Here is a 22098-nt window from a genome sequence, read left to right as displayed (position 1 = left end):
AGGGCGCAGACCCCGTGCCGCAGTCGCGGCCGGAATCCCCGCGCCCCAGCGCGGGGAGGATGTCAACGAACCATCGCTCCTACTCGTGCCGAAGGGCGTCGATCGGCCGCAGCGAGGCGGCCCGGTTGGCGGGGTAGCTGCCGAAGAACAGTCCGATCGCGACGGCGATCCCGAACGCGCCGAGCACGGACTCGGGGATCACCACCGGTTCGATCCCGACGATGCTGAAGTGCGACCCGACCATCCCGGCCAGCACCCCCAGCCCCGCCCCGATCACGGACAGCAGCGTCGACTCGGTGAGGAACTGCCCCAGGATCACGGCGCGCGGAGCGCCCAGCGCCTTGCGGATGCCGATCTCCCTGGTCCGCTCGGTCACCGTGACCAGCATGATGTTGGTGATCCCGATCCCGCCGACCAGCAGCGAGATCGCGGCCACCGCCCCCAGCAGCACGGTGAACGTCCTGGTGGTGCTCTCCCGCGCCGTGAGCAGCGACGCCTGGTTGGTGATCCGGAAGTCGGGCTTGCTCGGGTCGGCGATCGCGTGCGTCCCGAGCAGCACCCGGGTGATCTCGGACTGCGCGGCCGTCGTGGTGTCCGCCGAGGACGCCTGCACCAGGATCTGGCTGACCGGACCGAAGCCGGTGAACGCGTTCTGCACGGTCGGCAGCGGCGCGATCACCACGTCGTCCGGGTCGGTGAAGCCCGTCCCGCCCTTGGCCTGGAGCACCCCGACCACGGTGAACGGCGTTCCGCCGAGCACGATCCGCTTGCCGATCGCGTCCTCGGTGTCGAACAACTGCTTGGCCGTCGTCGCCCCGAGCACCGCGACCTTCCGCGAGCCGAGCACGTCGTCGTCCGTGAAGTAGTCGCCGTGCGCCACCTTCTGGTTGGCGGTCTCGAAGTACGAGGGGTACGTCCCGACGATCGACCCCGGGTTGTACGAGATGTTGCCGTACAGCGCCGTCCCGGTGGTCGTGACCACGGGCGCGACGGACCGGATCGCCGACGAGTCCGCGTCGCCGGCCAGCGCCTTGGCGTCCGCGACGGTCAGCCGCTTTCCCGACGAGGCTCCGCCCCGCGCCCCGCCGTACGCCGAACCGGCGCTGACCGTCAGCGAGTTGGTGCCGAGCGAGGTGATCGAGTTCTTCACCGCCACCGAGGAGCCGTTGCCGACCGCCAGCAGCAGGATGACCGAGGCGACGCCGATCATCACCCCCAGCATGGTCAGGGCCGAGCGCACCTTGTTGGCCATCAGCCCGCCGACCGCGAACCGCAGTGTCTGCCAGAGGATCACGCGGACACCTCCACCAGCGCGGGCGGCGGCCCGTCCACGGGCGCCTGCCGGACGTCGTCGACGATCGCGCCGTCGACCAGCCGCAGCACCCGCTTGGCGTGCCGGGCCACCTCGTCCTCGTGGGTGATCACCACGACGGTGCGGCCGGTGGCGTTGAGGCCGTCGATCAGGGCCAGCACCTCCTCGGTGGAACGGCTGTCGAGGTTGCCGGTGGGCTCGTCCGCGAGCAGCATGGCCGGCGCGGTGACCAGCGCCCGGGCGACCGCGACGCGCTGCTGCTGCCCGCCGGACAGCTCGTTGGGCTTGTGCCCGGCCCGCTCGGCGAGGCCGACCAGCGCCAGCGCGGCCAGCGCCCGCCGACGGCGCTCGGCGGTGCGCACGCCCGCGTAGGCGAGCGGCAGCTCGACCTGGGCGAGCGCGGTGGTGCGCGGCACCAGGTTGAAGGACTGGAAAACGAAGCCGATCTTGCGGTTACGCACCAGCGAGAGCTGCCGTTCGTCCAGGTGGCCGACGTCGATGCCGTCCAGCAGGTAGCGGCCGGCGGTCGGTACGTCGAGGCAGCCGAGGATGTTCATCAGGGTGGACTTGCCGGACCCCGAACTGCCCATCACGGCGACGTAGTCGCCCTCGGCGATGTCCAGGCTGACGCCCAGCGGGGCGCCGGTGGCCGGGTCGACGGGGCCGCGCAGCGCGTGCACGGTGGCGTCGCCGTGCCCGTACGCCTTGGTGAGCCGGCTGATCCGGATCACCGGGACGGGCGCCGCCGGGGGTCGCTTGTCGATGACGTGACGCATCCACTCAGCCCTTGCCGCCGCGACCGGCACCGGTCGCGGGGATTCCCGCAGTGCCGCCGTTGCCGCCGTTGCCGCCGCGACCGCCGCCGTTGCCGCCGCCCAGGCCGGGGAAGGAGGCGTTCGGGAAGCCGTTGCCGCCACTGGTGGTGGGGAGCGCGACCTTGTCGCCCTCCTTGAGCCCGGACGCCACCTGCACGGTGCTGTCGCCCTCCACACCGACGGTGACGTCCACCCGCTCGGTGCTGCCGTCCGGGTGGACCAGGGTGGCGGTGCGGCCGGCGCCGGTGCCGGAGAGCGCCGAGGTGGGCAGCGACAGCGCGCCGTCCGCCTCGCCGGTGATCACCTGGACGGTGGCGCTCAGGCCGGTGCGCAGGGTGCTGGTGTCTCCGGTGAGCTGGAGCGTCGCCGCGTACTGCACGGCGGAGGAGCCGGCCGCGCCGCCCGATCCGCCGGTGCTCGGCAGCGAACTGACGGACAGGACGGTCGCGTTGAGCTTGGTGTCGGACTGCGCGTTCAGGGTGACGGTGGCCGCCTCGCCCTTCTTCAGCTTGAGCGAGTCCAGTTCGGAGAAGTTCGCGGTGACCTGCATCCCGGTCGGGTTGGTCAGCACGACGAATCCGCTCAGGCCGCCCGAACCCCCGCTCGACGAACCGCTCTTGGCCGAGGAGCCGGAGGCCCCCGAGGAGGATCCGTTGGAGGCGCCCGAGGTGGAGCCGACCGTGTCGCCGACCTTTCCGGCCACCGAGGCCACCGTCCCGTCCATCGAGGCGGTGAGCGTCGTCCCGGCCAGCGCCGCCTGGGCGTTGGTGAGGTTGGTCTGCGCGGTGGCCACCTGCTGTTCGGCCTGGGCGACGGCGGCGTCGTCGACCTTGGTGGTGGTGACCGTGGTGGCCTGCGGCTCGGGAGCGCTGCTCGCCCCCGACCCCCGTCCGCCACCGGTGCCGCCGGTGCCACCGGTGCCGCCGGTATTACCCGAGCCCGAGCCCGAGTTCGAGCCCGACCCCGAGCCCGAGCTCGCCCCCGGTACGACGGTCGTCGTCGTGACCCCGGCCTGCGCCTTGGTCAGGTTGGCGTTCGCGGTGGCGAGCGCGGACCGCGCGGAGTCGACCTGCTGCTGGGCCGCCGTGGTGTCGACGGTGGCGAGCACCTGCCCCTTCTTCACGGCGTCCCCCACCGCGACCTTCACCGAGGTGAGCCGCCCGCCGGTGGTGAAGTCCTGGGCCGCGTCGGTCGGCGAGACCAGCGAACCGGTTCCGGACACGGTGGCCAGGACCGTGCCCTTGGCCACCGTCGCGGTACGGGCGGTGGGCCGCGCCTCGGCTTTACCGCCGCTTCCGTTCACCGTCGTGAACGCCAGGGCGGCGCCGCCCAACAGGGCCACGCCGAGCGCGGAGTTGACGAGGACGGCGCCTCGCCGCCGTGGTAGCACCTTCATGGCGGACAGCTTCCCGGGGGGCTCTTTCGGAGTCCTGGACGGCGGCTGAGAGTTGCCTGACCGGCGGAATCCGGGCATTCCGGGCGCATTGCCCGCACCATGCGCCCCGCTTGCCCCCCACCCGGCCCGCCGTTGGCCGAACTCCCAGCATCCTTCCAGCGAACTCCGGTCGCCCCGAAAGCCGCGCGGTGGGGGCGGGGAGGCGGGTGGGCGGCGAGGGGCGGGGGGGCGTTTGCTCGGGCTAGCACTCTGCTTGCAATTGCAAGCAGTCTGATGCACGCTGTTCCCATGGCCTCACTGAACGTCGGCTCGCTGGGCGAGTACATCCGCGAGCAGCGCCGCAACGCGCAGTACTCGTTGCGGCAACTGGCGGAGGCCGCCGGCGTGTCCAACCCCTACCTCAGCCAGATCGAGCGAGGGTTGCGCAAGCCGAGCGCGGAGATCCTGCAGCAGATCGCGAAGGCGCTGCGGATCTCGGCGGAGACGCTGTACGTCCAGGCCGGGATCCTGGAGGAGCGGCGGAGCGAGGGCCGCGAGCTGCGGGCCTCGATCCTGGCCGATCCGCTGATCACCGAGCGGCAGAAGCAGGCGCTGCTCGCGGTCTACGACGCCTTCCTCAAGGAGAACGCCGTCTCGGACCCCGCTTCGGCCCCTGTTCCGGACCCTGCTTCGGACGGTTCGACGACCGACGGCCCAGCCACCCCGCACATCCACCGGGAGGACCGGTAACCATGCCCATCACCGACGACATCAAGAAGACCCTCACCGACCCGACCCCCCTCTATGCCCTCGCCGGCGCCGGGGACCTCGCCTACGAGAAGCTGCGCGAGGTGCCGGGCCGGGTCGAGGCGCTGGCGGCGGACCGCAAGGGCGCGCAGGAGAAGGCCACGGCCCGGCTGCACGAGGCGCAGGAGCTGCTGGTCGGGGCGCCCGCCAAGGTCACCGAGGCCGTCAGCGCCCTGCCCACCGACCTCAAGGCGCTGCAGGAGCGGGCCCAGGGCTTCGCCCTCCAGCAGGTGGGCCGCGCGGTCGAGCTGGCCGTGAAGGCCAAGGAGACGTACGACGATCTGGCCGAACGCGGCAAGGTCGCGGTGGAGAAGGCCCGTCCGGCCGCCCCGGCGGTTACGGTGGTCAGCGTGGAGCCCGAGCCCGCCGATTCCGTCGGGGAGCCCGAGCTCGTCGAGGCCGAGCTGGTCGAGGACGAGCCGGCGCCCCGGAAGCCGTCGGCCCGGGCCACGAAGAAGAACGCGGACCGCTAGGCGAGACGACGGAGGAGGCCACGATGGGCGGAGTTTTCCAGGTCCTCGCCCTGGACTACCTGAACCCCTTCTGGTGGGTGGCCGTGGCCATCCTGGGGTTCAAGCTGGTCGCACTGGTTGACGCGGGGAGCCGCCGGGAGGACGCCTACCGCGCCGCGGACAAGAAGACCAAGACGTTCTGGCTGGTCATCCTCGGCCTCGCCTTCGGCTTCGACCTGCTGTTCGGGGTGAACCCGCTCTACAGCATCCTGACCCTGGCCGGGCTGGCCGCGACGATCGCCTACTGGGTGGACGTCCGCCCGGCGATCCGGCAGCTGACGGGCGGGGGCGGCGGCCGGAGCAACTCCGGCCCGTACGGCCCCTGGTAGAGCGCGGGGCCACGCGCACACAGCACTGCGGCCCGGTCGGGGAACCCTCCCCGACCGGGCCGCAGTGTTGTGCCGGAAACCCGGAAACCTCGGAAGCCCGGAAGTCGGAAGCCTCAGCCCAGGATCAGCTGCACCGGGTTGCGCTCCAGCAGCAGCACCGCCACGTCGTCCGTGAGCGCGCCGCCGTTGAGCTCCTCGACCTCGGCGATGGCGCTGTCGATGAGCCGGCCCCTGGTCAGCCCCGCCGTCTGGTGGTCGGCGATCAGGTCCGCCAGGCCGTCCTGCCCGAGGCGCCGGGACCCGGCCCCGACGCGGCCCTCGATCAGCCCGTCGGTGTAGAGCAACAGCCGCCAGCCGGGCTGGAGTTCGACCTCGTGGGCGGGCCAGGCGGCCCCTCCGTCGTGGCAGGGCAGCAGCCCGAGTGCGGGCCCGGCGAAGTCGGCGGGCAGGGTGAGCGGGCGGTGGTCGCGGCCGAGCAGCAGCGGCGCCGGGTGCCCGGCGAGGTAGAGCCGGGCGAATTCGCGGGCGCCGAGCGAGTCGAGGCCGGCGTCGGAGCCGCCGGGTTCGATCACCAGCATGCAGAGCGTCGCGAAGATCTCGTCGCTGCGCCGCTCGTGCTCCAGCACGTGCTGGAGGGTGGTGAGCAGGGTTTCGCCGGTGAGGCCCGCGAAGACGAGGGTGCGCCACGCTATCCGGAGCGCGACGCCGAGGGCCGCCTCGTCCGGGCCGTGGCCGCAGACGTCGCCGATCACCACGTGCACGGTGCCGTCGTCGGTGCGCACGGCGTCGTAGAAGTCGCCGCCGAGCAGGGCGCGGCGGCGGCCGGGGCGGTAGCGGCGGGTGAAGGAGAGCCCGGCGCCGTCGAGCAGCGGGGTGGGCAGCAGGTGGCGCTGGAGGCGGGCGTTCTCCTGGCCGCGCAGTTCGGCCTCGACGAGCCGGCGCTGCGACTCGTCGGCGCGCTTGCGCTCGACGGCGTAGCGCAGGGCGCGGGCCAGCAGCGGGCCGTCCGTCTCGTGCTTGATCAGGAAGTCCTGGGCGCCGGCGGCGACGGCGGCGGCGCCGAGTTCGGCCCCGGCGGCGTCGGTGAGCACCACGACGGGGGTGTGCGGGGCCCGGCGGAGCAGTTCGTGCAGGCCCTCGAGGCCGTCCGAGGCGTCGGAGGGGTGCGCCAGGTCGGCGGGGGAGGCGAGGTCGAGCAGCACGCAGTCGAACTCGGCGCCGCGGCCGCGGCCGCGCCTGGCGGCGGAGGCGGGCGCGGCGAGCAGGGCGGCGGCCTGGTCGAGGCCCCGGGCCCAGTGGAGCTCGATGGAGGTGCCGCTGTCGGCGGCGGCTGCCTTGATCAGCTGGGCGTCGGAGAGGTCGTCCTCGATGACCAGCAGCCGCAGCGGAGCGGCGCCGCCCTCGAGCGGGGCCTCGAGCGGTGCCTCGGCCGGGGCCGCCGGGGCGTCGCCGAGGCGGGAGGCCCGGGAGCGGGGATGAGGTATCGGTGAGGCCGTCGTCGGGCCGGTCGCGATCGGGTGGTTGCGGGCACGGCCGCTGCGGGCACCGTCGTGGGCGCCCGGCAGGCCCGTGGCACCAGGTGCCCGCCCGTCTCCCGTTGCGGGCATCGGTGGTTCCTCCCTTTCCCCGCCTGCGTAACGGTCGGCGTCCGTCCGCAGTGCCCGGCTGGCACCCTGCGGCGGGGAACTTCTCGCGACCATAACGTGATCTCCGGGGATTCTTCTGGCCGACCGCGCCGTTGTGGTCATCGCCACGCCGGTGCCCGGCGGTGTCGGCGGGCGCACGGGTGTGGCGGCTGTGACCGGTGGGGCGGCTGGGCAGGGCGAGCGTCGAGCGGCGGTTGTGCCGCGCCCGGTGGCGTCCATGGTGGCGCGCCGGGGCGTCAACGCGCCAGAGATATTCGATAACTCGTTCGAGTGAAACGCGCCGCCGGGCTACGGCGCCAGCGCCGACCAGGGGACGGTGACCTCGCCCTGGCGCCACCGGCCCCGCGCGTCCACCAGCGGCCAGCTGCCCGCCAGCGCCACGCAGGCAGCCACCCACCGCTGCCGGGCGCCGAACGCCCCGTACGGCGCGGCCGCCGCCCAGGCCCGGTCGAAGTCCGTCAGGAAGGCGTGTACCGGGCGGCCCGGGACGTTGTGGTGGATCAGGGCCTTCGGCAGCCGTTCGGCCAGGTCGGAGGGCTGGACCAGGCCGCCGAGCCGCGCCGCGAAGGTCACCGTCCGGGGCCCCTCCGGCCCGAGCGCGACCCACACGTGCCGCCGCCCGATCTCGTCGCAGGTGCCCTCCACCAGCAGCCCGCCGGGCGCGAGCCGGGAACAGAGCCGCTCCCACACCCCGGCCACCGCCGACTCCTCGTACTGCCGCAGCACGTTGGCCGCCCGGATCAGCTGCGCCGGCGCCCCGCCGTCCAGCGGCACCTCGAACCCGCCGCGCCGGAACGTCAGCAGCGGCGGCTCGGCGTACGGCAGCGCCGCCGCGACCCGCTCCGGCTCGATCTCGATCCCGACCACCCGCACGTCCGGCCGCACCGCCCGCAGCCGCGCGGCCAGCTCCACGGCCGTCCAGGGCGCGGCCCCGTACCCGAGGTCCACCGCCACCGGCGGCCGCTCGGCGGCGCGCAGCGTACGGCCCAGGGTGTACGCGATCCAGCGGTCCATCCGCCGCAGCCGGTTGGTGTTGGTGGTCCCCCTGGTGACCGTCCCCACCGGACGCCCGCTCCGGCCCCGGGCGGGCACGGCGGAAGCGGGATCGAAGGTGGCGGCCATGACCAGCAGCCTACGGCGTGTCCCTCGGCCGGCCGCCCCGCGCACTCCCCGGCAGTTCCTCCCCCACCCCGGCAGTTCCTCCCCCGCCCCGGGAATTCCGGACGCCGTGCACGTGGTTGGCACACTGGTGGTGATGTGTGCCCGGACGGGCAGCGCACACCGGCCCCGTCCGCGGGGCGCCGAGACGGGCCGCACCCGAGGAGGATTCAGCCAGGTGATCCAGCACCCCGTCCGTTCGGCACGCCGCGCGCAGCCGCCCGGCACGCCCGCCCGTGCCCGGCTGCAGTCGCTCGTCCCGGGCCGCCGCCGTCCGCGCCGCATAGCCATGCTGAGCGTCCACACCTCGCCGCTGCACCAGCCCGGCACCGGGGACGCGGGCGGGATGAACGTCTACATCGTCGAGCTGGCCAAGCGCCTCGCCGAGCTGAACATCGAGGTCGAGGTCTTCACCCGCTCGATCTGCTCCGATGACGCCCCCACCGTCGAGCTGGCCCCCGGCGTCCTGGTGCGGCACGTCACCGCCGGGCCGTACGAGGGCCTCCTCAAGGAGGACCTCCCCGCCCAGCTGTGCGCCTTCACCCACGGGGTGCTGCGCACCGAGGCCGGCCACCGTCCCGGCCACTACGACCTGGTGCACTCCCACTACTGGCTCTCCGGGCAGGTCGGCTGGCTGGCCGCCCAGCGCTGGGGCGTGCCGCTGGTGCACACCATGCACACCATGGCGAAGGTCAAGAACGCCGCCCTGGCCGAGGGGGACACGCCCGAGCCCGCGGCCCGGGTGATCGGCGAGACCCAGGTGGTGGAGGCGGCCGACCGGCTGATCGCCAACACCACCGAGGAGGCCGCCGAGCTGGCCCTGCACTACTCCGCCCGGCCGGACCAGCTGGCCGTCGTGCACCCGGGCGTCAACCTGGACGTCTTCCGTCCCGGTGGCCCGCAGGCCCGGGCCGCCGCCCGCGACCGGCTGGGCCTGCCGCAGCACGCCGCGGTGCTGCTGTTCGCCGGCCGCATCCAGCCGCTGAAGGCGCCGGACGTGCTGCTGCGCGCGGTGGCGGCGCTGCTGGAGCGCCGCCCGGAGCTGCGCGAGCGCCTGGTGGTGCCGGTGGTGGGCGGCCCGTCCGGTACGGGGCTGGCCCGGCCGGAGAGCCTGCACAAGCTCGCCGCCCAGCTGGGCATCGGCGACGTGGTGCGCTTCCACCCGCCGGTCGGCCAGACCCGGCTCGCGGACTGGTACCGCGCGGCGACGGCCCTGGTGATGCCCTCGTACAGCGAGTCCTTCGGGCTGGTGGCGCTGGAGGCGCAGGCGTGCGGCACCCCGGTGGTCGCGGCGGCGGTCGGGGGCCTGCCGGTCGCGGTGCGCGACGGCGAGTCCGGCACGCTGGTGGGCGGCCACGACCCGCACGCCTGGTCGTACGCGCTGGAGCCGTACGTCACCGACCCCGAGCTGGTGGCCCGGCGCGGCGCGGCGGCGGCCCGGCACGCGGCGGGCTTCGGCTGGGGGGCGGCCGCGGCGACCACCGCCGAGGTGTACGCCGGCAGCCTGGCCCGCCCGGCGGGCCGCCTGGCCGTCGCCCGCCGCCGACTCGTCTGAGCCGCCGTCTCGTCCCAGCCACCGACTCGTCCGAGCCGCCGTGCGCGGGGCCGGTACCGGCGAGTAGCGTCACCCCCATGGCAATCCGCACCAAGGACGAGGCCCTGACCCTCCTGCGCACCGCCCTGGACGAGGCCGGGGTGGCCTGGGAGCCGGCCGCCGCCGACCCGTACACCCTGGTGGCGACCCTCCCGGGCACCCGCAAGCTGAACACCGCCTGCGCCCTGAGGGTCGGAGACCACAGCCTCTCGGTGAACGCCTTCGTGATCCGCCGCCCGGACGAGAACCACGAGGCCGTCTACCGCTGGCTGCTGGAGCGCAACACCCGGATGTACGGCGTCGCGTACGCGATCGACCCGCTCGGCGACGTCTACCTGGCGGGCCGCCTGCCGCTGGAGGCGCTCGCCCCGGACGCCGTGGACCGGCTGCTCGGGGCGGTGCTGGAGAACGCCGACGAGCCGTTCAACACCCTGCTGGAGCTGGGCTTCGCCACCGCGATCCGCCGCGAGTGGGAGTGGCGCACCAAGCGCGGGGAGTCCACCCGCAACCTGGCCGCCTTCTCCCACCTCGCCGCCCCCGCGGGGGAGTGACTCAGGCGCGGGCCTTCGCGGGCCCCGCCGCAGGCGCCTCCACCTCGAGCGCCTCCACCCCGGTCGCCTCTACCCCGGTCGCCTCCACCTCGGTCGCCTCCACCTCGGTCACCGACCCGGTCCGCGCCGCCGCCGCAGCCTTGGTACGGCGGCCCAGCGCCACGTGCCCGAGCGCCGCGACGGTGCCGCAGATCCCGCACACCAGCCACAGCGCCCCCGGCCCGGCGTGGTCCAGCACCAGCCCGCCGGCCGCCGGGCCGATGAACGAGGCGAGCGACCAGGAGAGCGAGTAGACGCCCTGGTAGCGCCCGCGCGCCTGGGTCGGCGCCAGTTCGGAGACCAGGCCCATCATGGTCGGGGCGTTCAGCACCTCGCCGACCGTCCAGACCGCCACCGAGAGCGCGAACAGCCAGGCCGAGGAGCCGGCCAGCGCCGCCAGCCCGAAGCCCCATCCGGTGACCAGGCAGCTGGCGATCAGGAGCGCGGTGCGCGAGCGGCCCTCCATCCACCGCGTGAGCGGGATCTGCAGCACCACGATCAGCAGCCCGTTCAGGCCGATGACCAGCCCGTACTCGGTCGAGGTGATGCCCGAGGCGCCCATGTCGACGGCCAGGGTGGTGCTGCCCTGCTGGTAGATCAGGGCGAGCAGCAGGTTGAGCCCGACGACCGCCATGAACGGCGCGTCCCGGAACACGGTGAGCAGGCTGACCTTCGGCTCGGCCGGGCCGTCCCGCTCCGCCCCGGGGACGGGCTCCGGCCTGGTCTCCGGGATGCGGATGAAGATCACCACCGCGCAGATCAGCGTGGTCAGCGCGTCCAGCACGAAGAGCGTGAGGTAGCCGTGGGTGGCGATCAGCCCGGCGACGGCGGCGGAGAGGCCGAAGCCGATGTTGATCGCCCAGTAGTTCAGCGAGTACGCCCGGACGCGGTCCTCGGCCGGGACGAGGTCGGCGATGATCGCCGAAGTGGGCGGCCTGGTCGCGTTGTTGCACAGGCCCACCAGGAAGGCCACCGCGGCGATCGCCACCTGACCGTCGGTGAAGCCCAGCACGACCGTGAACAGCGCGGTGCCGAGCTGGGCGGCGACCAGCGTGGGCCGGCGCCCGATCCGGTCGGCCAGCACGCCGGCGCCGAGCGCCGCGATCGCCGAGCCGAGCCCGAACAGCGCGGCCACCAGGCCCGCGTACGAGGCCGAGTACCCGCGCTCGACGGTCAGGTACAGCGCCAGGAACGTCACCACGAACGCGCCGAGCTTGTTCACCAGCGTGCTCACCCAGAGCCACCAGAACTCGCGCGGCAGCCCGCCCACCGTCTCCCGGACCAGTCTTCGGACACGGGGATTGGAGGCGAGGGCGGCGAGCATGTGGGGGCTCCAGAATGTAAGTGGCAGAGGCGCGGCGCACACATTACTCGCCGAGGTGAGACGCCCACCAGTGTTTTTTCGCCCTCCACTAAGCTGGGCGCCATGGCTGACACGACGTACCGACTCATCCTGCTCCGTCACGGCGAGAGCCAGTGGAACCAGAAGAACCTGTTCACCGGTTGGGTCGACGTCGACCTCAACGAGAAGGGTGAGAAGGAGGCGGCCCGCGGCGGCGAGCTGCTCGCCGCCGAGAACCTGCTTCCCGACGTGCTGCACACCTCCCTGCTGCGCCGCGCCATCCGCACCTCGCAGATCGCCCTGGACAAGGCCGACCGCCACTGGATCCCGGTCTCCCGCAGCTGGCGCCTGAACGAGCGCCACTACGGCGCCCTCCAGGGCAAGGACAAGGCCCAGACCCTGGCCGAGTTCGGCGAGGAGCAGTTCCAGCTGTGGCGCCGCTCCTACGACACCCCGCCGCCGGTCCTGGGCGACGACTCCGAGTTCTCCCAGGCCCACGACGCGCGCTACGCCGAGCTCCCGAGCGAGATGCGCCCGCGCACCGAGTGCCTCAAGGACGTCGTCGAGCGGATGCTCCCGTACTGGTACGACGCCATCGTCCCCGACCTCGCCGCCGGCAGGACCGTCCTGGTCACCGCCCACGGCAACAGCCTGCGCGCCCTGGTCAAGCACCTCGACGGCATCTCCGACGAGGCCATCGCCGGCCTGAACATCCCCACCGGCATCCCCCTCGTCTACGAGCTGGACGCCGACTTCAAGCCCCTCACCCCGGGCGGCCGCTACCTCGACCCGGAGGCCGCCGCCTCCGCCATCGAGGCGGTCAAGAACCAGGGCAAGAAGTAACCCGCTCGCCGACACGGCCCCCGACCTGCGCCCGGTGCGCGGATCGGGGGCCGTTGTTCGTTTCCGGGCCGTTCGTGGGCCGTCAACTTCCCTGATGGGGAGGCGAGTTGGGCTCCGCAAAATGGTTCAGACCATTGACGGCGGAAGGCCGGACTCCTACCTTGGGGGCACCGGGCTGGCACAGGCATGCCAATGATCGGGGCCGCCTCCCGTCGCGCACCCCCACGCGCGCGGACGCCGCCCGGCGCACACTCCATCCACCCCCACGGAGGAGCACCATGCGCAAGCGTCATGTCGTCGGGGCGGTCGTCGCCGCCCTGGCGGTCCCGTTGGCCCTCGCCTTCCCGGCGCAGGCCCACGGGTACATCACCACGCCGCCGAGCCGAGCCGCGCTCTGCGACGAGCACGTCCAGGGCGTCCCCTGGGACTGCGGTGACATCCAGTGGGAGCCGCAGAGCGTCGAGGGCCCCAAGGGCTTCCCGAGCCTCGGCCCCTCGGACGGCACCATCTGCGCCGGGGGCAACGCCCGCTTCGCCGAGCTGGACGACCCGCACAACGGCGCCTGGCCGACCACCCAGGTGACGGCGGGCCAGCAGGTCACCTTCACCTGGCGCTTCACCGCCCGGCACGCCACCACGGACTTCCGCTACTACATGACCAAGCCCGGCTACGACGCCGGCCAGCCGATCACCCGGGCCAACCTGGACCTGACGCCGTTCCTGATCGCGCCGTACGGCGGCGTCCAGGTGCCCAGCACGCTCAGCCACGCCGCGACTCTCCCGAGCGGGCGGACCGGCCACCAGGTGATCGTCGCGGTCTGGACGATCTCCGACACCGCCAACGCCTTCTACTCCTGCTCCGACGTCCAGTTCTGACGGTCCACGCCTCCCGCCACGCGCACCGGTGCCCGGCCGCCCGCAGGGACGGCCGGGCACCCGGCACAGGACTCCTCAGTGGCCGCCGCAGCAGCCTCCGTCGGCGCCGCCGCACTGGCAGGGCGCGCCGGACTGGCAGCCGCAGCCGCAGCCCGGGCCGCAGCCGCAACCGGCGGCGAGGACGGGGAGCAGTTTCGGCGGGAGCGGCTCGACGGGGTCGGCGGCGGGTGCAGGACGGGTGGGGTGGGCCTTCATCGAACTGTTCCCTCCTCGTGGCGGGCACACTTCGGTGCCTGCTTTCCGAGTGAAACCGCCGATCGGAGGGGCGTCAACGGGCGCGCAGGTGCGGAACCCGTGAGGCACCGTGCATCCGCACCACCCCCCGGCCCAGGTTTACTCACCCTCCGAGGTGCGAGCCGGCCCACCCAGCCCAGGCCCAGCCCAGCCCGCCCGGCTCACGCCGAGGGCGCCGCCGCCTCGGCCTCGGCCCCGGCCACGAACTCGGCCACGTGCTCGCCGGTCACCAGGTAGACGACCCGCTTGGCGACGGAGACCGCGTGGTCCGCGAAGCGCTCGTAGTAGCGGCCGACCAGGGTGATGTCCACGGCGGTCTCGATGCCGTGGTGCCACCGCTCGTCGATCAGGTGGGAGAGCAGCTCCCGGTGCAGCGAGTCGATGGCGTCGTCGTCCTGCTCCATCTCCAGGGCCTTGTCGACGTCCTTGGTCGCGATGACCAGGCCGGCCTTGGCGACGAGGCGCTGGGCGAGCTGGCCCATCTCCAGGACGGTCGACTGCAGGTCGCCGGGGACGGCCGTCTCCGGGTAGCGCATCCGGGCGATCTTGGCGACGTGCCGGGCGAGGTCGCCGCACCGCTCCAGGTCGGCGCTCATCCGCAGCGAGGTGACGACGATCCGCAGGTCGGTGGCGACCGGCTGCTGGCGGGCCAGCAGGTCGATGGCCCGGTTCTCGAGGTCGTGGTGCAGCTCGTTGACCTTCTCGTCGGCGGCGATCACGCTCTCCGCCAGCGCCAGGTCCGCGTCGAGGAGCGCGGTGGTGGCCCTGCCGAGGGCCGAGCCGACGAGCCGGGCCATCTCGACCAGGCTGTCGCCGATCGCATCGAGTTCCTCGTGGTACGCGTCGCGCATGATCTCTCCTCAGTGGCTGTGTCGGTGGCGGTGCCGACCGGTCAGCCCGTCCGATCGTCGTCGGATCGGTCGGGTGGCCGCTGCTGGTGTGCGCGCATGGTACGCGCACCCCCGAGACGGTGCCCGCGGTTCGGCGCACCGTTCGACCCACACGGGCTGCACGGCCAACTCTCAGTCGTTCCGGCGACCTGGCACAGCCAGTTCAGTGAATCGACAGCCACGTGGAGGTGAATTCTCGGCAACGCGCGGCCGATGCCTTGATCCAGCCCTTGGGGAGCGGCCGCGCCGTGCGCTTACGCTGGCCACATGGACGTGAACGTGGCCGCCGCCGCTGCCTGCGCCATAGCCGGGCTCGGCGTCGGCCTCACCGCCTCCATCGCCTTCCGCTGGAGCGAACGCGAGCAGGCCCGGGGCAGGTACAACGGCACCGGCGGCAGGCATCACGGTCGGCACCAGCCCCTGGGCGCCGGCCACCCCGAAGCACCGTTGCCCCCCGGGGTCGACACCGTGCTCTCCGTGCTGCGCTCCTGCGCGATCGTGCTGGGCGAGGGCGACGAGGTGGTGAAGGCCAGCTCCGCGGCGTACGCGATGGGCCTGGTCCGCGGCGGCGCGGTCGCCGTGGACCAGATGCTCGCACTGGCCCGCGCCACCCGCCGGGACGGCGAGATCCGCCAGGTCGAGCTGGAGGTGCCGCGCCCCGGCGCGGCCCGCGCGGCCGAGCCGCTCGCCGTCTCCGTCCGGGTCGCCCCGCTGGGCTCCCGCCTGGTGCTGGTGCTGGTCGAGGACCAGACCGAGCGCCGCCGCGTGGAGGCCGTCCGCCGCGACTTCGTCGCCAACGTCAGCCACGAGCTCAAGACCCCGGTCGGCGCCCTGTCGCTGCTCTCCGAGGCCGTCGCCGACGCGGCCGACGACCCGGAGGCCGTGCAGCGCTTCGCCGGCCGGATGCAGATCGAGGCGACCCGCCTGGCCAGCCTGGTCCAGGAGATCATCGACCTCTCCCGGGTCCAGGACGACCGCCTGATGGTCGACGCGGAGCCGGTCGCGGTGGACGAGCTGATCGCCGAGGCGATCGACCGCTGCCGCCAGCAGGCCGCCGCCAAACAGATCCTCATCGCGGCCGGCGGCATCGCGGGCCTCTACCTGCACGGCAACCGCGGCCAGCTCGCCGCGGCCCTGGGCAACCTGGTCGAGAACGCGGTCAACTACAGCCCGCCGCGCACCCGGGTGGCCATCGCCACCCGCCGCATCTCCAGCGCCGCCGCGCTCGGCGAGGCGGACGGCGAGCTGATCGAGATCTCGGTCACCGACCAGGGCATCGGCATCTCGGAGAAGGACCGCGAGCGGGTCTTCGAGCGCTTCTACCGGGTCGACCCGGCCCGCTCCCGCCAGACCGGCGGCACGGGTCTGGGCCTGTCCATCGTCAAGCACGTCGCCGCCTCCCACGGAGGCACGGTCTCGGTCTGGAGCGTGGAGGGCCAGGGCTCGACCTTCACCATCCGGCTGCCCGCCGGCCAGGCGCCCACCCAGGACGCGGACGAGGACGGATCCGGCGCCGAACCGGGTACGTCACAGAGCACCGCCGGTTCGGCCGCCAAGGCCGCCCCGGCGCCCCGAACCCTCACCACGGGCCGTTCCGACGGCACGGCCCGTTCGCTCCCCGCCGGGGAGCGGGAACACCCCCTGTCAGGCACAACCCCCCAGCTTGCCCCGGAGGCTTGATCGTGACCCGAGTACTGGTGGTCGAGGACGAGGAGTCGTTCAGCGACGCCCTCTCGTACATGCTCCGCAAGGAGGGCTTCGAGGTGGCCGTGGCCGCCACCGGCCCCGACGCCCTGGAGCAGTTCGAACGCAACGGCGCCGACCTCGTCCTGCTCGACCTGATGCTGCCGGGCCTGCCGGGCACCGAGGTCTGCCGCCAGCTCCGGGTGCGCTCCAACGTCCCCGTGATCATGGTGACCGCCAAGGACAGCGAGATCGACAAGGTCGTCGGGCTGGAGATAGGTGCCGACGACTACGTCACCAAGCCCTACTCCACCCGTGAGCTCGTCGCCCGGATCCGCGCGGTGCTGCGCCGCCGCGGCGAGGACGGCGGCGCGGGCGACAACGGCGGCGGCCCGGGCGCCCTGGAGGCGGGCCCGGTCCGTATGGACGTCGACCGGCACGTGGTGACCGTGGACGGCGCCAAGGTCGACCTGCCGCTCAAGGAGTTCGACCTGCTGGAGATGCTGCTGCGCAACGCGGGCCGCGTGCTCACCCGCATGCAGCTGATCGACCGGGTCTGGGGCGCCGACTACGTCGGCGACACCAAGACCCTGGACGTCCACGTGAAGCGCCTGCGGGCCAAGATCGAGCCCGACCCGGGCGCGCCGCGCTACCTGGTGACCGTCCGCGGCCTCGGCTACAAGTTCGAGCCGTAAAGAGAGCGGCGGGTCCGCCCGTACGGGTGAACGCGACGGGCCCCCTCCGGCAGCTGCCGGAGGGGGCCCGTCGCGCGTTGTCCCGCCCGCGTCAGTGGGCGGTCGGCGTGGTGCCCGCCGCCGGGGTGGCCGCACCGCTGGTGGCACCGGCGGTCTGCGTGCCCGTGGTGGCGCCCGCGGTCGGCGTGCCGGTGGTGGCGCCCGCGGCCGGGGAGGCGGCCTTGGTGGGCACCGCGGCGGGGGAGGCGCTCGGGCTGGGGCCGTAGCCCGAGTAGATGTCCTTGTTCCTGAGGTCCGAGTCCGGGGTCACGCCGGCCTCGGCGGTGACGGTCTGGATCTGGCCGTCCTTGCCCTCCTGGATGCCGAAGGCGGTCTTGGCGAAGCCACCGACCTTGACGTTGGCCGAGGAGACCGTGGCGGACGGGTTGCCCTTGCCGCCGATGGCCACCGAGCCGCCGGCCGGGATGACGATGGAGGGCACGGAGGCGCCCGAGGCGTCGGTGAAGGTGGCGTTGCCGCCGCCGAGCACGACGGTCTTGAGCTCAGCCGCACCGGTGCCGGTGTTCGCGATGTTCACGATGACGCTGGCGGGGCCCGTGTAGTCGCCGGTGGCCTTGCCCGGGGTCACGACCACGATGTTGTTCAGGCGGAGGTTCGTGCCGATCGTCGCTGCCGCGTTGTCCGGCTTGATCTGCAGGGTGTCCGGTGCGTTGCCGGCGGCACAGGACGAGAGCGAGGCGATGGCGATGGCGGCGACGGCGGCGATGCTGCCGCGTCGAAGGCTGCGGCTCACGGCGGCGGCTTCTCCTTGGTCACTTGTCGGTAGGTCAGGTCTCAGATTATCGACCTCACTTATGCGGCCTTCACGGGGAGGTCCCCGTGTCGCACTTCCGGGTCCACCGGGGGGCCGTCCGGACGCATCCCGGGGCGTCCGGGCCGTCGCGGGGTCATCAGCGGAGCATCACGGACCGGATACACTTCGACCAAGATCGAATAACGATGCGGGCGCGGCCCGGAGCGCGACGAAAACTCAAGATCCAATCATGACGCCGGGGGTGTTGCGCAAGGGTTTCGTCAGAGGTCTGTACCGCCTCCGACCTGCGGGAAGCCGTTCTCGAACATCGGTCGCAGCACGCCAGGGGGCCGCTTGTCAAGCCCCGAGACCGGTCCTGACCTGCGAAAACGCCCTTCGGGTGGGGCGCGAAGCGTGTTATTCTGGAAAGCCACGGAAGGGGTCCTGTCACATGACGTTCAAGGTTGGCGACACGGTGGTCTACCCCCATCACGGGGCCGCATTGATCGAGGCCATCGAAACTCGCCAGATCAAGGGTGTGGACAAGACCTACCTGGTGCTCAAGGTGCAGCAGGGAGACCTGACGCTCCGCGTGCCCGCCGAGAACGCGGAGTTCGTCGGCGTTCGCGACGTGGTCGGCCAGGAGGGTCTGGACCGGGTCTTCGAGGTGCTGCGCGCGCCGTACACCGAAGAGCCCACCAACTGGTCCCGTCGCTACAAGGCGAACCTGGAGAAGCTCGCCTCGGGCGATGTCATCAAGGTTGCCGAGGTCGTGCGCGACCTCTGGCGTCGCGAGCGCGAGCGCGGCCTCTCGGCCGGCGAGAAGCGGATGCTCGCGAAGGCACGCCAGATCCTCGTCAGCGAGCTCGCGCTGGCGGAGAACACCAACGAGGACAAGGCGGAGACGCTGCTCGACGAGGTTCTCGCCTCGTAGTGCGCGCGTAGCCGTAGTGCAGTCGGGCAGCAGCCCACCGCTCACAGCGCCCGGTGCCGGCGCGCCACTGCTCGGACGAAGTGTCCGGCAGTGGTGCAGTGGCACTCCGGGCGCTGAGGCGTGTCCGGACGACGCCTCCGGCCCGGGCCGGTGCTGCCTTGCATGACCGTTTCTGCGGGTTGTGCGGCGGGCGGTTGGACCGTGGTTCTTCGGAAGGGGCCCGGAGCCCGTCGGGCACGCCAAGGCCATACCCACTTCGCCGAAGGAGTGAAACCTGAACGCCTCAGCAGCAGTCGCAGCAGCAGTGGTGCCCGCCGCCGGACGCGGTGAGCGACTGGGCCCCGGGGCCCCGAAGGCCCTGCGGGAACTGGGCGGTGTGCCGCTCCTGGTCCACGCCGTACGGGCGCTCGCGCGCAGCCGGGCCGTGGGCCTGGTCGTGGTCGCCGCGCCCGCGGACGGGGTGGCCGAGGTGGTCGCCCTGCTGGACAGCCACGGGCTGGACGGCAAGGACGTCCGGGTGGTGGCCGGCGGCTCGACCCGCCAGGAGTCCGTCCGGCTGGGCCTGGCGGCGATCCCGGAGGACGTCCCGATCGTCCTGGTGCACGACGCGGCCCGCCCGCTGGTGCCGGTCGAGGTGGTGGACGCCGTCGCGGCCGCCGTCCGGGCCGGGGCCGTCGCGGTGGTGCCGGCGGTGCCGCTGGCCGACACCGTGAAGCGGGTCGAGCCGAACCCGGGCCGTCCCGAGCCGGTCGTCGACACGCCCGACCGGTCCACCCTGCGCGCGGTGCAGACCCCGCAGGGCTTCGACCGGGCCGTCCTCGTCGAGGTGCACACCAAGGCGCTGGCCGAGGAGGCGTCCGGCACCGCCGACGCGCCGCCCGTCACCGACGACGCGGGCCTGGTGGAGCGCTACGGCGGCCAGGTCGTCGTGGTGCCCGGCCACGAGGAGGCGTTCAAGGTCACCCGTCCCCTGGACCTCGTGCTCGCCGAGGCCGTACTCGCCCGCCGGAGGGCCGCCGATGCCTACTGACGCCTCGATTCCCGTCCTTCCCCGCGTGGGGATCGGCACCGACGTGCACGCCTTCGAGGCCGGCCGCCCGCTGTGGGTCGCCGGACTGGAGTGGCCGGACGCCGAGTTCGGGCTCTCCGGGCACTCGGACGCCGACGTGGCCGCGCACGCCGCCTGCGACGCGCTGTTCTCGGCCGCCGGGATCGGCGACCTGGGCGCCCACTTCGGCACCGACCGGCCCGAGTGGGCCGGCGCCTCCGGGGTGAAGCTGCTCGGGGAGGCCGCCCGGCTGGTCCGCGAGGCGGGCTTCGAGATCGGCAACGTCTCCGTGCAGGTGATCGGCGTGCGGCCGAAGGTCGGCAAGCGCCGCGCCGAGGCACAGGCCGCGCTGTCGGAGGCTGTCGGCGCCCCGGTGTCCGTCTCCGGCACCACCACGGACGGGCTGGGGCTGACCGGCCGTGCCGAGGGGCTGGCCGCGATCGCCACCGCCCTGGTGTACGAACGGCGTTGAGTGTTCACCGGTGAAGTCGGTGGGAACGTCGGGAAGTCGACGGTCCTCGAGGGGCCCGCGTCGGTAGTGTTCGGCGCGGGCCCCTCGCCGGTCTCCGCCCGTGGGCCCGGACACCACCGCCGACGTGAAGGGTTTCTCCGATGAGCGACGTCCAACTCTCCGACCGGGCCAAGGCGTTGATCGACGGCAAGTGCTTCGCCGTGGTCTCCACGATCCAGCCGGACGGCAGCCCGCAGTCCTCGGTGGTCTGGGTCCGCCGGGACGGCGAGGACATCCTGTTCTCCACCGTGGAGGGCCGCCGCAAGCACCTCAACCTGGCCCGCGACCCGCGCGTCTCGCTGCTCGTCAACCCGCCGGAGAGCCCGTACGAGTACCTGGAGGTGCGCGGTTCGGTGACGATGACCACCGAGGGCGGGCGGGAGCTGATCGACGAGCTGGCCGCCAAGTACCGGGGCGTGGACTCCTACACCTGGGACACCCCGGAGGCCGTGCGGGTGGTCGTGCGCCTCACCCCGCGCAAGGTGGTCGGGGGCATCTGACCGCCGGGCGCGCGCCGTTCCCGGGTGTGGCGGGGACCGCCATTCCCCGGGAATGTGGCGGGGCACCCTCCGCCGCCCACTACGCTTGACGCTGTGAGCATTCGTCTGTACGACACCAGCACCCGACAGGTACGCGACTTCGTCCCGCTCGTACCGGGTTGTGTCTCGATCTACCTGTGCGGCGCTACCGTCCAGTCGGCGCCTCACATCGGGCACATCCGGTCCGGCCTCAACTTCGACATCATGCAGCGGTGGTTCGCCTACCGCGGCTACCAGGTGACCTTCGCCCGCAACGTCACCGACATCGACGACAAGGTGATCGCCAAGGAGCGCGAGCAGGGCGTGCCGTGGTGGCAGATCGCCTACGAGAACGAGCGCGCGTTCAACGACGGCTACACCGCGCTCGGTTGCCTGCCGCCCACTGTCGAGCCCAGGGCCACCGGGCACATCCCCGAGATGATCGAGATGATGCAGGGGCTCATCGCCAAGGGCCACGCGTACGAGGCCGAGGGCAACGTCTACTTCGACGTGAAGTCCTACCCGGACTACCTCGCGCTTTCCAACCAGAAGCTCGAGAACCTGCTCCAGCCCGAGAGCGAGGGGGAGACCGGCAAGCGCGACTCCCGCGACTTCGCGATGTGGAAGGCCGCCAAGCCGGGCGAGCCCAGCTGGGAGACCCCGTGGGGCCGCGGCCGGCCCGGCTGGCACCTGGAGTGCTCGGCGATGGCCCACAAGTACCTGGGCCCGGCCTTCGACATCCACGGCGGCGGGCTCGACCTGATCTTCCCGCACCACGAGAACGAGATCGCCCAGTCCAAGGCGTACGGGGACGACTTCGCCACCTTCTGGGCGCACAACGCCTGGGTCACCATGGCCGGCGAGAAGATGAGCAAGTCGCTCGGCAACTCGGTGCTGGTCTCCGAGATGGTCCGCGTCTGGCGTCCGATCGTGCTCCGCTACTACCTGGGCGCCGCGCACTACCGCTCGATGATCGAGTACAGCGAGGACGCGCTGCGCGAGGCCGAGGCCGGTTTCGGCCGGATCGAGGGCTTCATCCAGCGGGCCGTCGAGCGCTGCGGCAAGGTCGACGCGGCGCCCGAGGTGCCGCCGGCGTTCGCCGAGGCGATGGACGACGACCTGGGCGTGCCGCAGGCGCTGGCCGTCGTGCACACCGCCGTCCGCCAGGGCAACAGCGCCCTGAACGCGGACGACAAGGAGAGCGTGGTGGCGCGACTGGCCGAGGTCCGTGCGATGCTCGGTGTACTGGGCCTCGACCCGCTCGACCCGCACTGGGCCGGTGCGGAGCGCGGCGAGGACCTCCACGGCGTGGTCGATTCGCTGGTCCGCCTGGTCCTGGACCAGCGGCAGGCGGCGCGCCAGCGCAAGGACTTCGCCACCGCGGACGCCATCCGCGACCAGCTCGGCCTGGCCGGGCTGGTGATCGAGGACACCCCGTCCGGCCCGCGCTGGACGATCAACAGCCAGTAACCCCATCTGACGATCGGGGTGATGGGTGGGCCGTACCGCACCGGTGCGGCCCTCCCTCATGACG

Annotated in this window: 23 protein-coding genes; 14 read left to right on the top strand and 9 right to left on the bottom strand. The window is 72.9% G+C overall.

Features of this window, described 5'->3' with window-relative positions:
- Positions 1-79: 79 nt before the first annotated feature.
- Genes IH61_RS0114130 through IH61_RS40870 form a run of 3 tightly spaced genes read right to left on the bottom strand, consistent with a single transcriptional unit; the run spans position 80 to position 3523 of the window.
- Positions 80-1294, bottom strand: a complete 1215-nt coding sequence (locus tag IH61_RS0114130) for an ABC transporter permease (RefSeq protein WP_031069423.1) — start codon at positions 1292-1294, stop codon at positions 80-82.
- On the bottom strand, positions 1291-2088 hold the full coding sequence (locus IH61_RS0114125) for an ABC transporter ATP-binding protein (protein ID WP_051837018.1): 798 nt from the start codon (positions 2086-2088) through the stop codon (positions 1291-1293). The genes IH61_RS0114130 and IH61_RS0114125 overlap by 4 nt, the downstream gene beginning before the upstream one ends.
- A gap of 4 nt (positions 2089-2092) precedes the next feature.
- On the bottom strand, positions 2093-3523 hold the full coding sequence (locus IH61_RS40870) for an efflux RND transporter periplasmic adaptor subunit (protein ID WP_037972624.1): 1431 nt from the start codon (positions 3521-3523) through the stop codon (positions 2093-2095).
- 288 nt (positions 3524-3811) lie between these two features.
- Here IH61_RS40870 and IH61_RS0114115 point away from each other — a divergent pair, with 288 nt between their 5' ends.
- The 3 genes from IH61_RS0114115 to IH61_RS0114105 are packed head-to-tail and all read left to right on the top strand — an operon-like array spanning position 3812 to position 5150.
- The gene (locus IH61_RS0114115; protein ID WP_031069412.1) at positions 3812-4252 is read left to right on the top strand and encodes a helix-turn-helix domain-containing protein; all 441 of its coding nucleotides are present in this window, start codon (positions 3812-3814) and stop codon (positions 4250-4252) included.
- A 2-nt stretch (positions 4253-4254) separates the two neighbouring features.
- Complete coding sequence (locus IH61_RS0114110; protein WP_031069410.1) at positions 4255-4782, top strand: hypothetical protein; 528 nt, start codon at positions 4255-4257, stop codon at positions 4780-4782.
- 23 nt (positions 4783-4805) lie between these two features.
- Complete coding sequence (locus IH61_RS0114105; protein ID WP_031069408.1) at positions 4806-5150, top strand: DUF2516 family protein; 345 nt, start codon at positions 4806-4808, stop codon at positions 5148-5150.
- Positions 5151-5263: 113 nt separating this feature from the next.
- Here the strand turns inward: IH61_RS0114105 and IH61_RS0114100 are convergent, their stop codons facing one another.
- Together IH61_RS0114100 and IH61_RS0114095 are read right to left on the bottom strand one after the other, a co-directional pair.
- Positions 5264-6757, bottom strand: coding sequence for a PP2C family protein-serine/threonine phosphatase (locus IH61_RS0114100; protein ID WP_031069405.1), 1494 nt, complete (start codon positions 6755-6757; stop codon positions 5264-5266).
- Positions 6758-7084: 327 nt separating this feature from the next.
- Positions 7085-7918 carry a methylase gene (locus IH61_RS0114095; RefSeq protein ID WP_051837008.1) on the bottom strand — a complete coding sequence of 278 codons (834 nt, stop codon included), beginning with the start codon at positions 7916-7918 and terminating at the stop codon, positions 7085-7087.
- A gap of 214 nt (positions 7919-8132) precedes the next feature.
- Between IH61_RS0114095 and mshA the strand changes: the two genes are divergently transcribed.
- Positions 8133-9509: a D-inositol-3-phosphate glycosyltransferase gene (gene mshA, locus IH61_RS0114090; RefSeq protein WP_031069400.1), complete on the top strand. Its 1377-nt coding sequence runs from the start codon at positions 8133-8135 to the stop codon at positions 9507-9509.
- Between the two features lie 77 nt (positions 9510-9586).
- Complete coding sequence (locus IH61_RS0114085; RefSeq protein WP_031069398.1) at positions 9587-10099, top strand: YbjN domain-containing protein; 513 nt, start codon at positions 9587-9589, stop codon at positions 10097-10099.
- Between the two features lies 1 nt (position 10100).
- On the opposite strand, the gene IH61_RS0114080 is transcribed toward IH61_RS0114085, so the two are convergent.
- Positions 10101-11462: an MDR family MFS transporter gene (locus IH61_RS0114080; protein WP_037972621.1), complete on the bottom strand. Its 1362-nt coding sequence runs from the start codon at positions 11460-11462 to the stop codon at positions 10101-10103.
- Between the two features lie 102 nt (positions 11463-11564).
- Between IH61_RS0114080 and IH61_RS0114075 the strand changes: the two genes are divergently transcribed.
- Positions 11565-12323 (top strand): phosphoglyceromutase, encoded by a 759-nt coding sequence (locus tag IH61_RS0114075; protein ID WP_031069394.1) that lies wholly within the window; start codon positions 11565-11567, stop codon positions 12321-12323.
- 278 nt (positions 12324-12601) lie between these two features.
- On the top strand, positions 12602-13198 hold the full coding sequence (locus IH61_RS0114070; protein ID WP_031069393.1) for a lytic polysaccharide monooxygenase auxiliary activity family 9 protein: 597 nt from the start codon (positions 12602-12604) through the stop codon (positions 13196-13198).
- A 75-nt stretch (positions 13199-13273) separates the two neighbouring features.
- Here IH61_RS0114070 and IH61_RS0114065 read toward each other — a convergent pair whose 3' ends face one another.
- The gene (locus tag IH61_RS0114065; RefSeq protein ID WP_031069391.1) at positions 13274-13453 is read right to left on the bottom strand and encodes a hypothetical protein; all 180 of its coding nucleotides are present in this window, start codon (positions 13451-13453) and stop codon (positions 13274-13276) included.
- Between the two features lie 200 nt (positions 13454-13653).
- The gene (gene phoU, locus IH61_RS0114060; protein WP_031069389.1) at positions 13654-14343 is read right to left on the bottom strand and encodes a phosphate signaling complex protein PhoU; all 690 of its coding nucleotides are present in this window, start codon (positions 14341-14343) and stop codon (positions 13654-13656) included.
- A 306-nt stretch (positions 14344-14649) separates the two neighbouring features.
- Here phoU and IH61_RS0114055 point away from each other — a divergent pair, with 306 nt between their 5' ends.
- Together IH61_RS0114055 and IH61_RS0114050 are read left to right on the top strand one after the other, a co-directional pair.
- Positions 14650-16062, top strand: a complete 1413-nt coding sequence (locus tag IH61_RS0114055; RefSeq protein ID WP_078911081.1) for a sensor histidine kinase — start codon at positions 14650-14652, stop codon at positions 16060-16062.
- A gap of 2 nt (positions 16063-16064) precedes the next feature.
- Positions 16065-16760, top strand: coding sequence for a response regulator transcription factor (locus IH61_RS0114050; protein WP_031069385.1), 696 nt, complete (start codon positions 16065-16067; stop codon positions 16758-16760).
- A gap of 91 nt (positions 16761-16851) precedes the next feature.
- Here IH61_RS0114050 and IH61_RS45910 read toward each other — a convergent pair whose 3' ends face one another.
- Entirely contained in the window at positions 16852-17553 is a 702-nt protein-coding gene (locus IH61_RS45910; protein WP_031069383.1) for a hypothetical protein, read from the bottom strand.
- Positions 17554-18004: 451 nt separating this feature from the next.
- Here IH61_RS45910 and IH61_RS0114040 point away from each other — a divergent pair, with 451 nt between their 5' ends.
- From IH61_RS0114040 to cysS, 5 genes are all read left to right on the top strand, one after another.
- Complete coding sequence (locus tag IH61_RS0114040; RefSeq protein WP_014136563.1) at positions 18005-18487, top strand: CarD family transcriptional regulator; 483 nt, start codon at positions 18005-18007, stop codon at positions 18485-18487.
- 274 nt (positions 18488-18761) lie between these two features.
- A complete protein-coding gene (ispD, locus tag IH61_RS0114035) occupies positions 18762-19517 on the top strand; it encodes a 2-C-methyl-D-erythritol 4-phosphate cytidylyltransferase (protein WP_037972617.1) in 756 nt (251 codons plus the stop codon).
- Positions 19507-20007 (top strand): 2-C-methyl-D-erythritol 2,4-cyclodiphosphate synthase, encoded by a 501-nt coding sequence (gene ispF / locus IH61_RS0114030; protein WP_031069379.1) that lies wholly within the window; start codon positions 19507-19509, stop codon positions 20005-20007. The genes ispD and ispF overlap by 11 nt, the downstream gene beginning before the upstream one ends.
- 140 nt (positions 20008-20147) lie before the next feature.
- The gene (locus IH61_RS0114025) at positions 20148-20546 is read left to right on the top strand and encodes a PPOX class F420-dependent oxidoreductase (protein WP_031069377.1); all 399 of its coding nucleotides are present in this window, start codon (positions 20148-20150) and stop codon (positions 20544-20546) included.
- A 93-nt stretch (positions 20547-20639) separates the two neighbouring features.
- Positions 20640-22034, top strand: a complete 1395-nt coding sequence (cysS, locus tag IH61_RS0114020; RefSeq protein ID WP_031069376.1) for a cysteine--tRNA ligase — start codon at positions 20640-20642, stop codon at positions 22032-22034.
- The last annotated feature ends 64 nt before the right edge of the window (positions 22035-22098 follow it).

Source organism: Streptomyces sp. NRRL WC-3742 (assembly GCF_000720635.1).
GTDB lineage: Bacteria > Actinomycetota > Actinomycetes > Streptomycetales > Streptomycetaceae > Kitasatospora.
The sequence above is the reverse complement of the archived record's forward strand: the minus strand, read 5'-3'. Positions and strand labels throughout refer to the sequence as shown.

What these genes read in the sequence shown, in the direction of transcription:
- IH61_RS0114125 (WP_051837018.1), bottom strand. Translation starts at nt 2,088, where the DNA reads ATGCGTCACGTCATCGACAAGCGACCCCCGGCGGCGCCCGTCCCGGTG.
- IH61_RS40870 (WP_037972624.1), bottom strand. Translation starts at nt 3,523, where the DNA reads ATGAAGGTGCTACCACGGCGGCGAGGCGCCGTCCTCGTCAACTCCGCG.
- IH61_RS0114115 (WP_031069412.1), top strand. Translation starts at nt 3,812, where the DNA reads ATGGCCTCACTGAACGTCGGCTCGCTGGGCGAGTACATCCGCGAGCAG.
- IH61_RS0114110 (WP_031069410.1), top strand. Translation starts at nt 4,255, where the DNA reads ATGCCCATCACCGACGACATCAAGAAGACCCTCACCGACCCGACCCCC.
- IH61_RS0114105 (WP_031069408.1), top strand. Translation starts at nt 4,806, where the DNA reads ATGGGCGGAGTTTTCCAGGTCCTCGCCCTGGACTACCTGAACCCCTTC.
- IH61_RS0114100 (WP_031069405.1), bottom strand. Translation starts at nt 6,757, where the DNA reads ATGCCCGCAACGGGAGACGGGCGGGCACCTGGTGCCACGGGCCTGCCG.
- IH61_RS0114095 (WP_051837008.1), bottom strand. Translation starts at nt 7,918, where the DNA reads ATGGCCGCCACCTTCGATCCCGCTTCCGCCGTGCCCGCCCGGGGCCGG.
- IH61_RS0114085 (WP_031069398.1), top strand. Translation starts at nt 9,587, where the DNA reads ATGGCAATCCGCACCAAGGACGAGGCCCTGACCCTCCTGCGCACCGCC.
- IH61_RS0114080 (WP_037972621.1), bottom strand. Translation starts at nt 11,462, where the DNA reads ATGCTCGCCGCCCTCGCCTCCAATCCCCGTGTCCGAAGACTGGTCCGG.
- IH61_RS0114075 (WP_031069394.1), top strand. Translation starts at nt 11,565, where the DNA reads ATGGCTGACACGACGTACCGACTCATCCTGCTCCGTCACGGCGAGAGC.
- IH61_RS0114070 (WP_031069393.1), top strand. Translation starts at nt 12,602, where the DNA reads ATGCGCAAGCGTCATGTCGTCGGGGCGGTCGTCGCCGCCCTGGCGGTC.
- IH61_RS0114065 (WP_031069391.1), bottom strand. Translation starts at nt 13,453, where the DNA reads ATGAAGGCCCACCCCACCCGTCCTGCACCCGCCGCCGACCCCGTCGAG.
- phoU (WP_031069389.1), bottom strand. Translation starts at nt 14,343, where the DNA reads ATGCGCGACGCGTACCACGAGGAACTCGATGCGATCGGCGACAGCCTG.
- IH61_RS0114055 (WP_078911081.1), top strand. Translation starts at nt 14,650, where the DNA reads ATGGACGTGAACGTGGCCGCCGCCGCTGCCTGCGCCATAGCCGGGCTC.
- IH61_RS0114040 (WP_014136563.1), top strand. Translation starts at nt 18,005, where the DNA reads ATGACGTTCAAGGTTGGCGACACGGTGGTCTACCCCCATCACGGGGCC.
- ispF (WP_031069379.1), top strand. Translation starts at nt 19,507, where the DNA reads ATGCCTACTGACGCCTCGATTCCCGTCCTTCCCCGCGTGGGGATCGGC.
- IH61_RS0114025 (WP_031069377.1), top strand. Translation starts at nt 20,148, where the DNA reads ATGAGCGACGTCCAACTCTCCGACCGGGCCAAGGCGTTGATCGACGGC.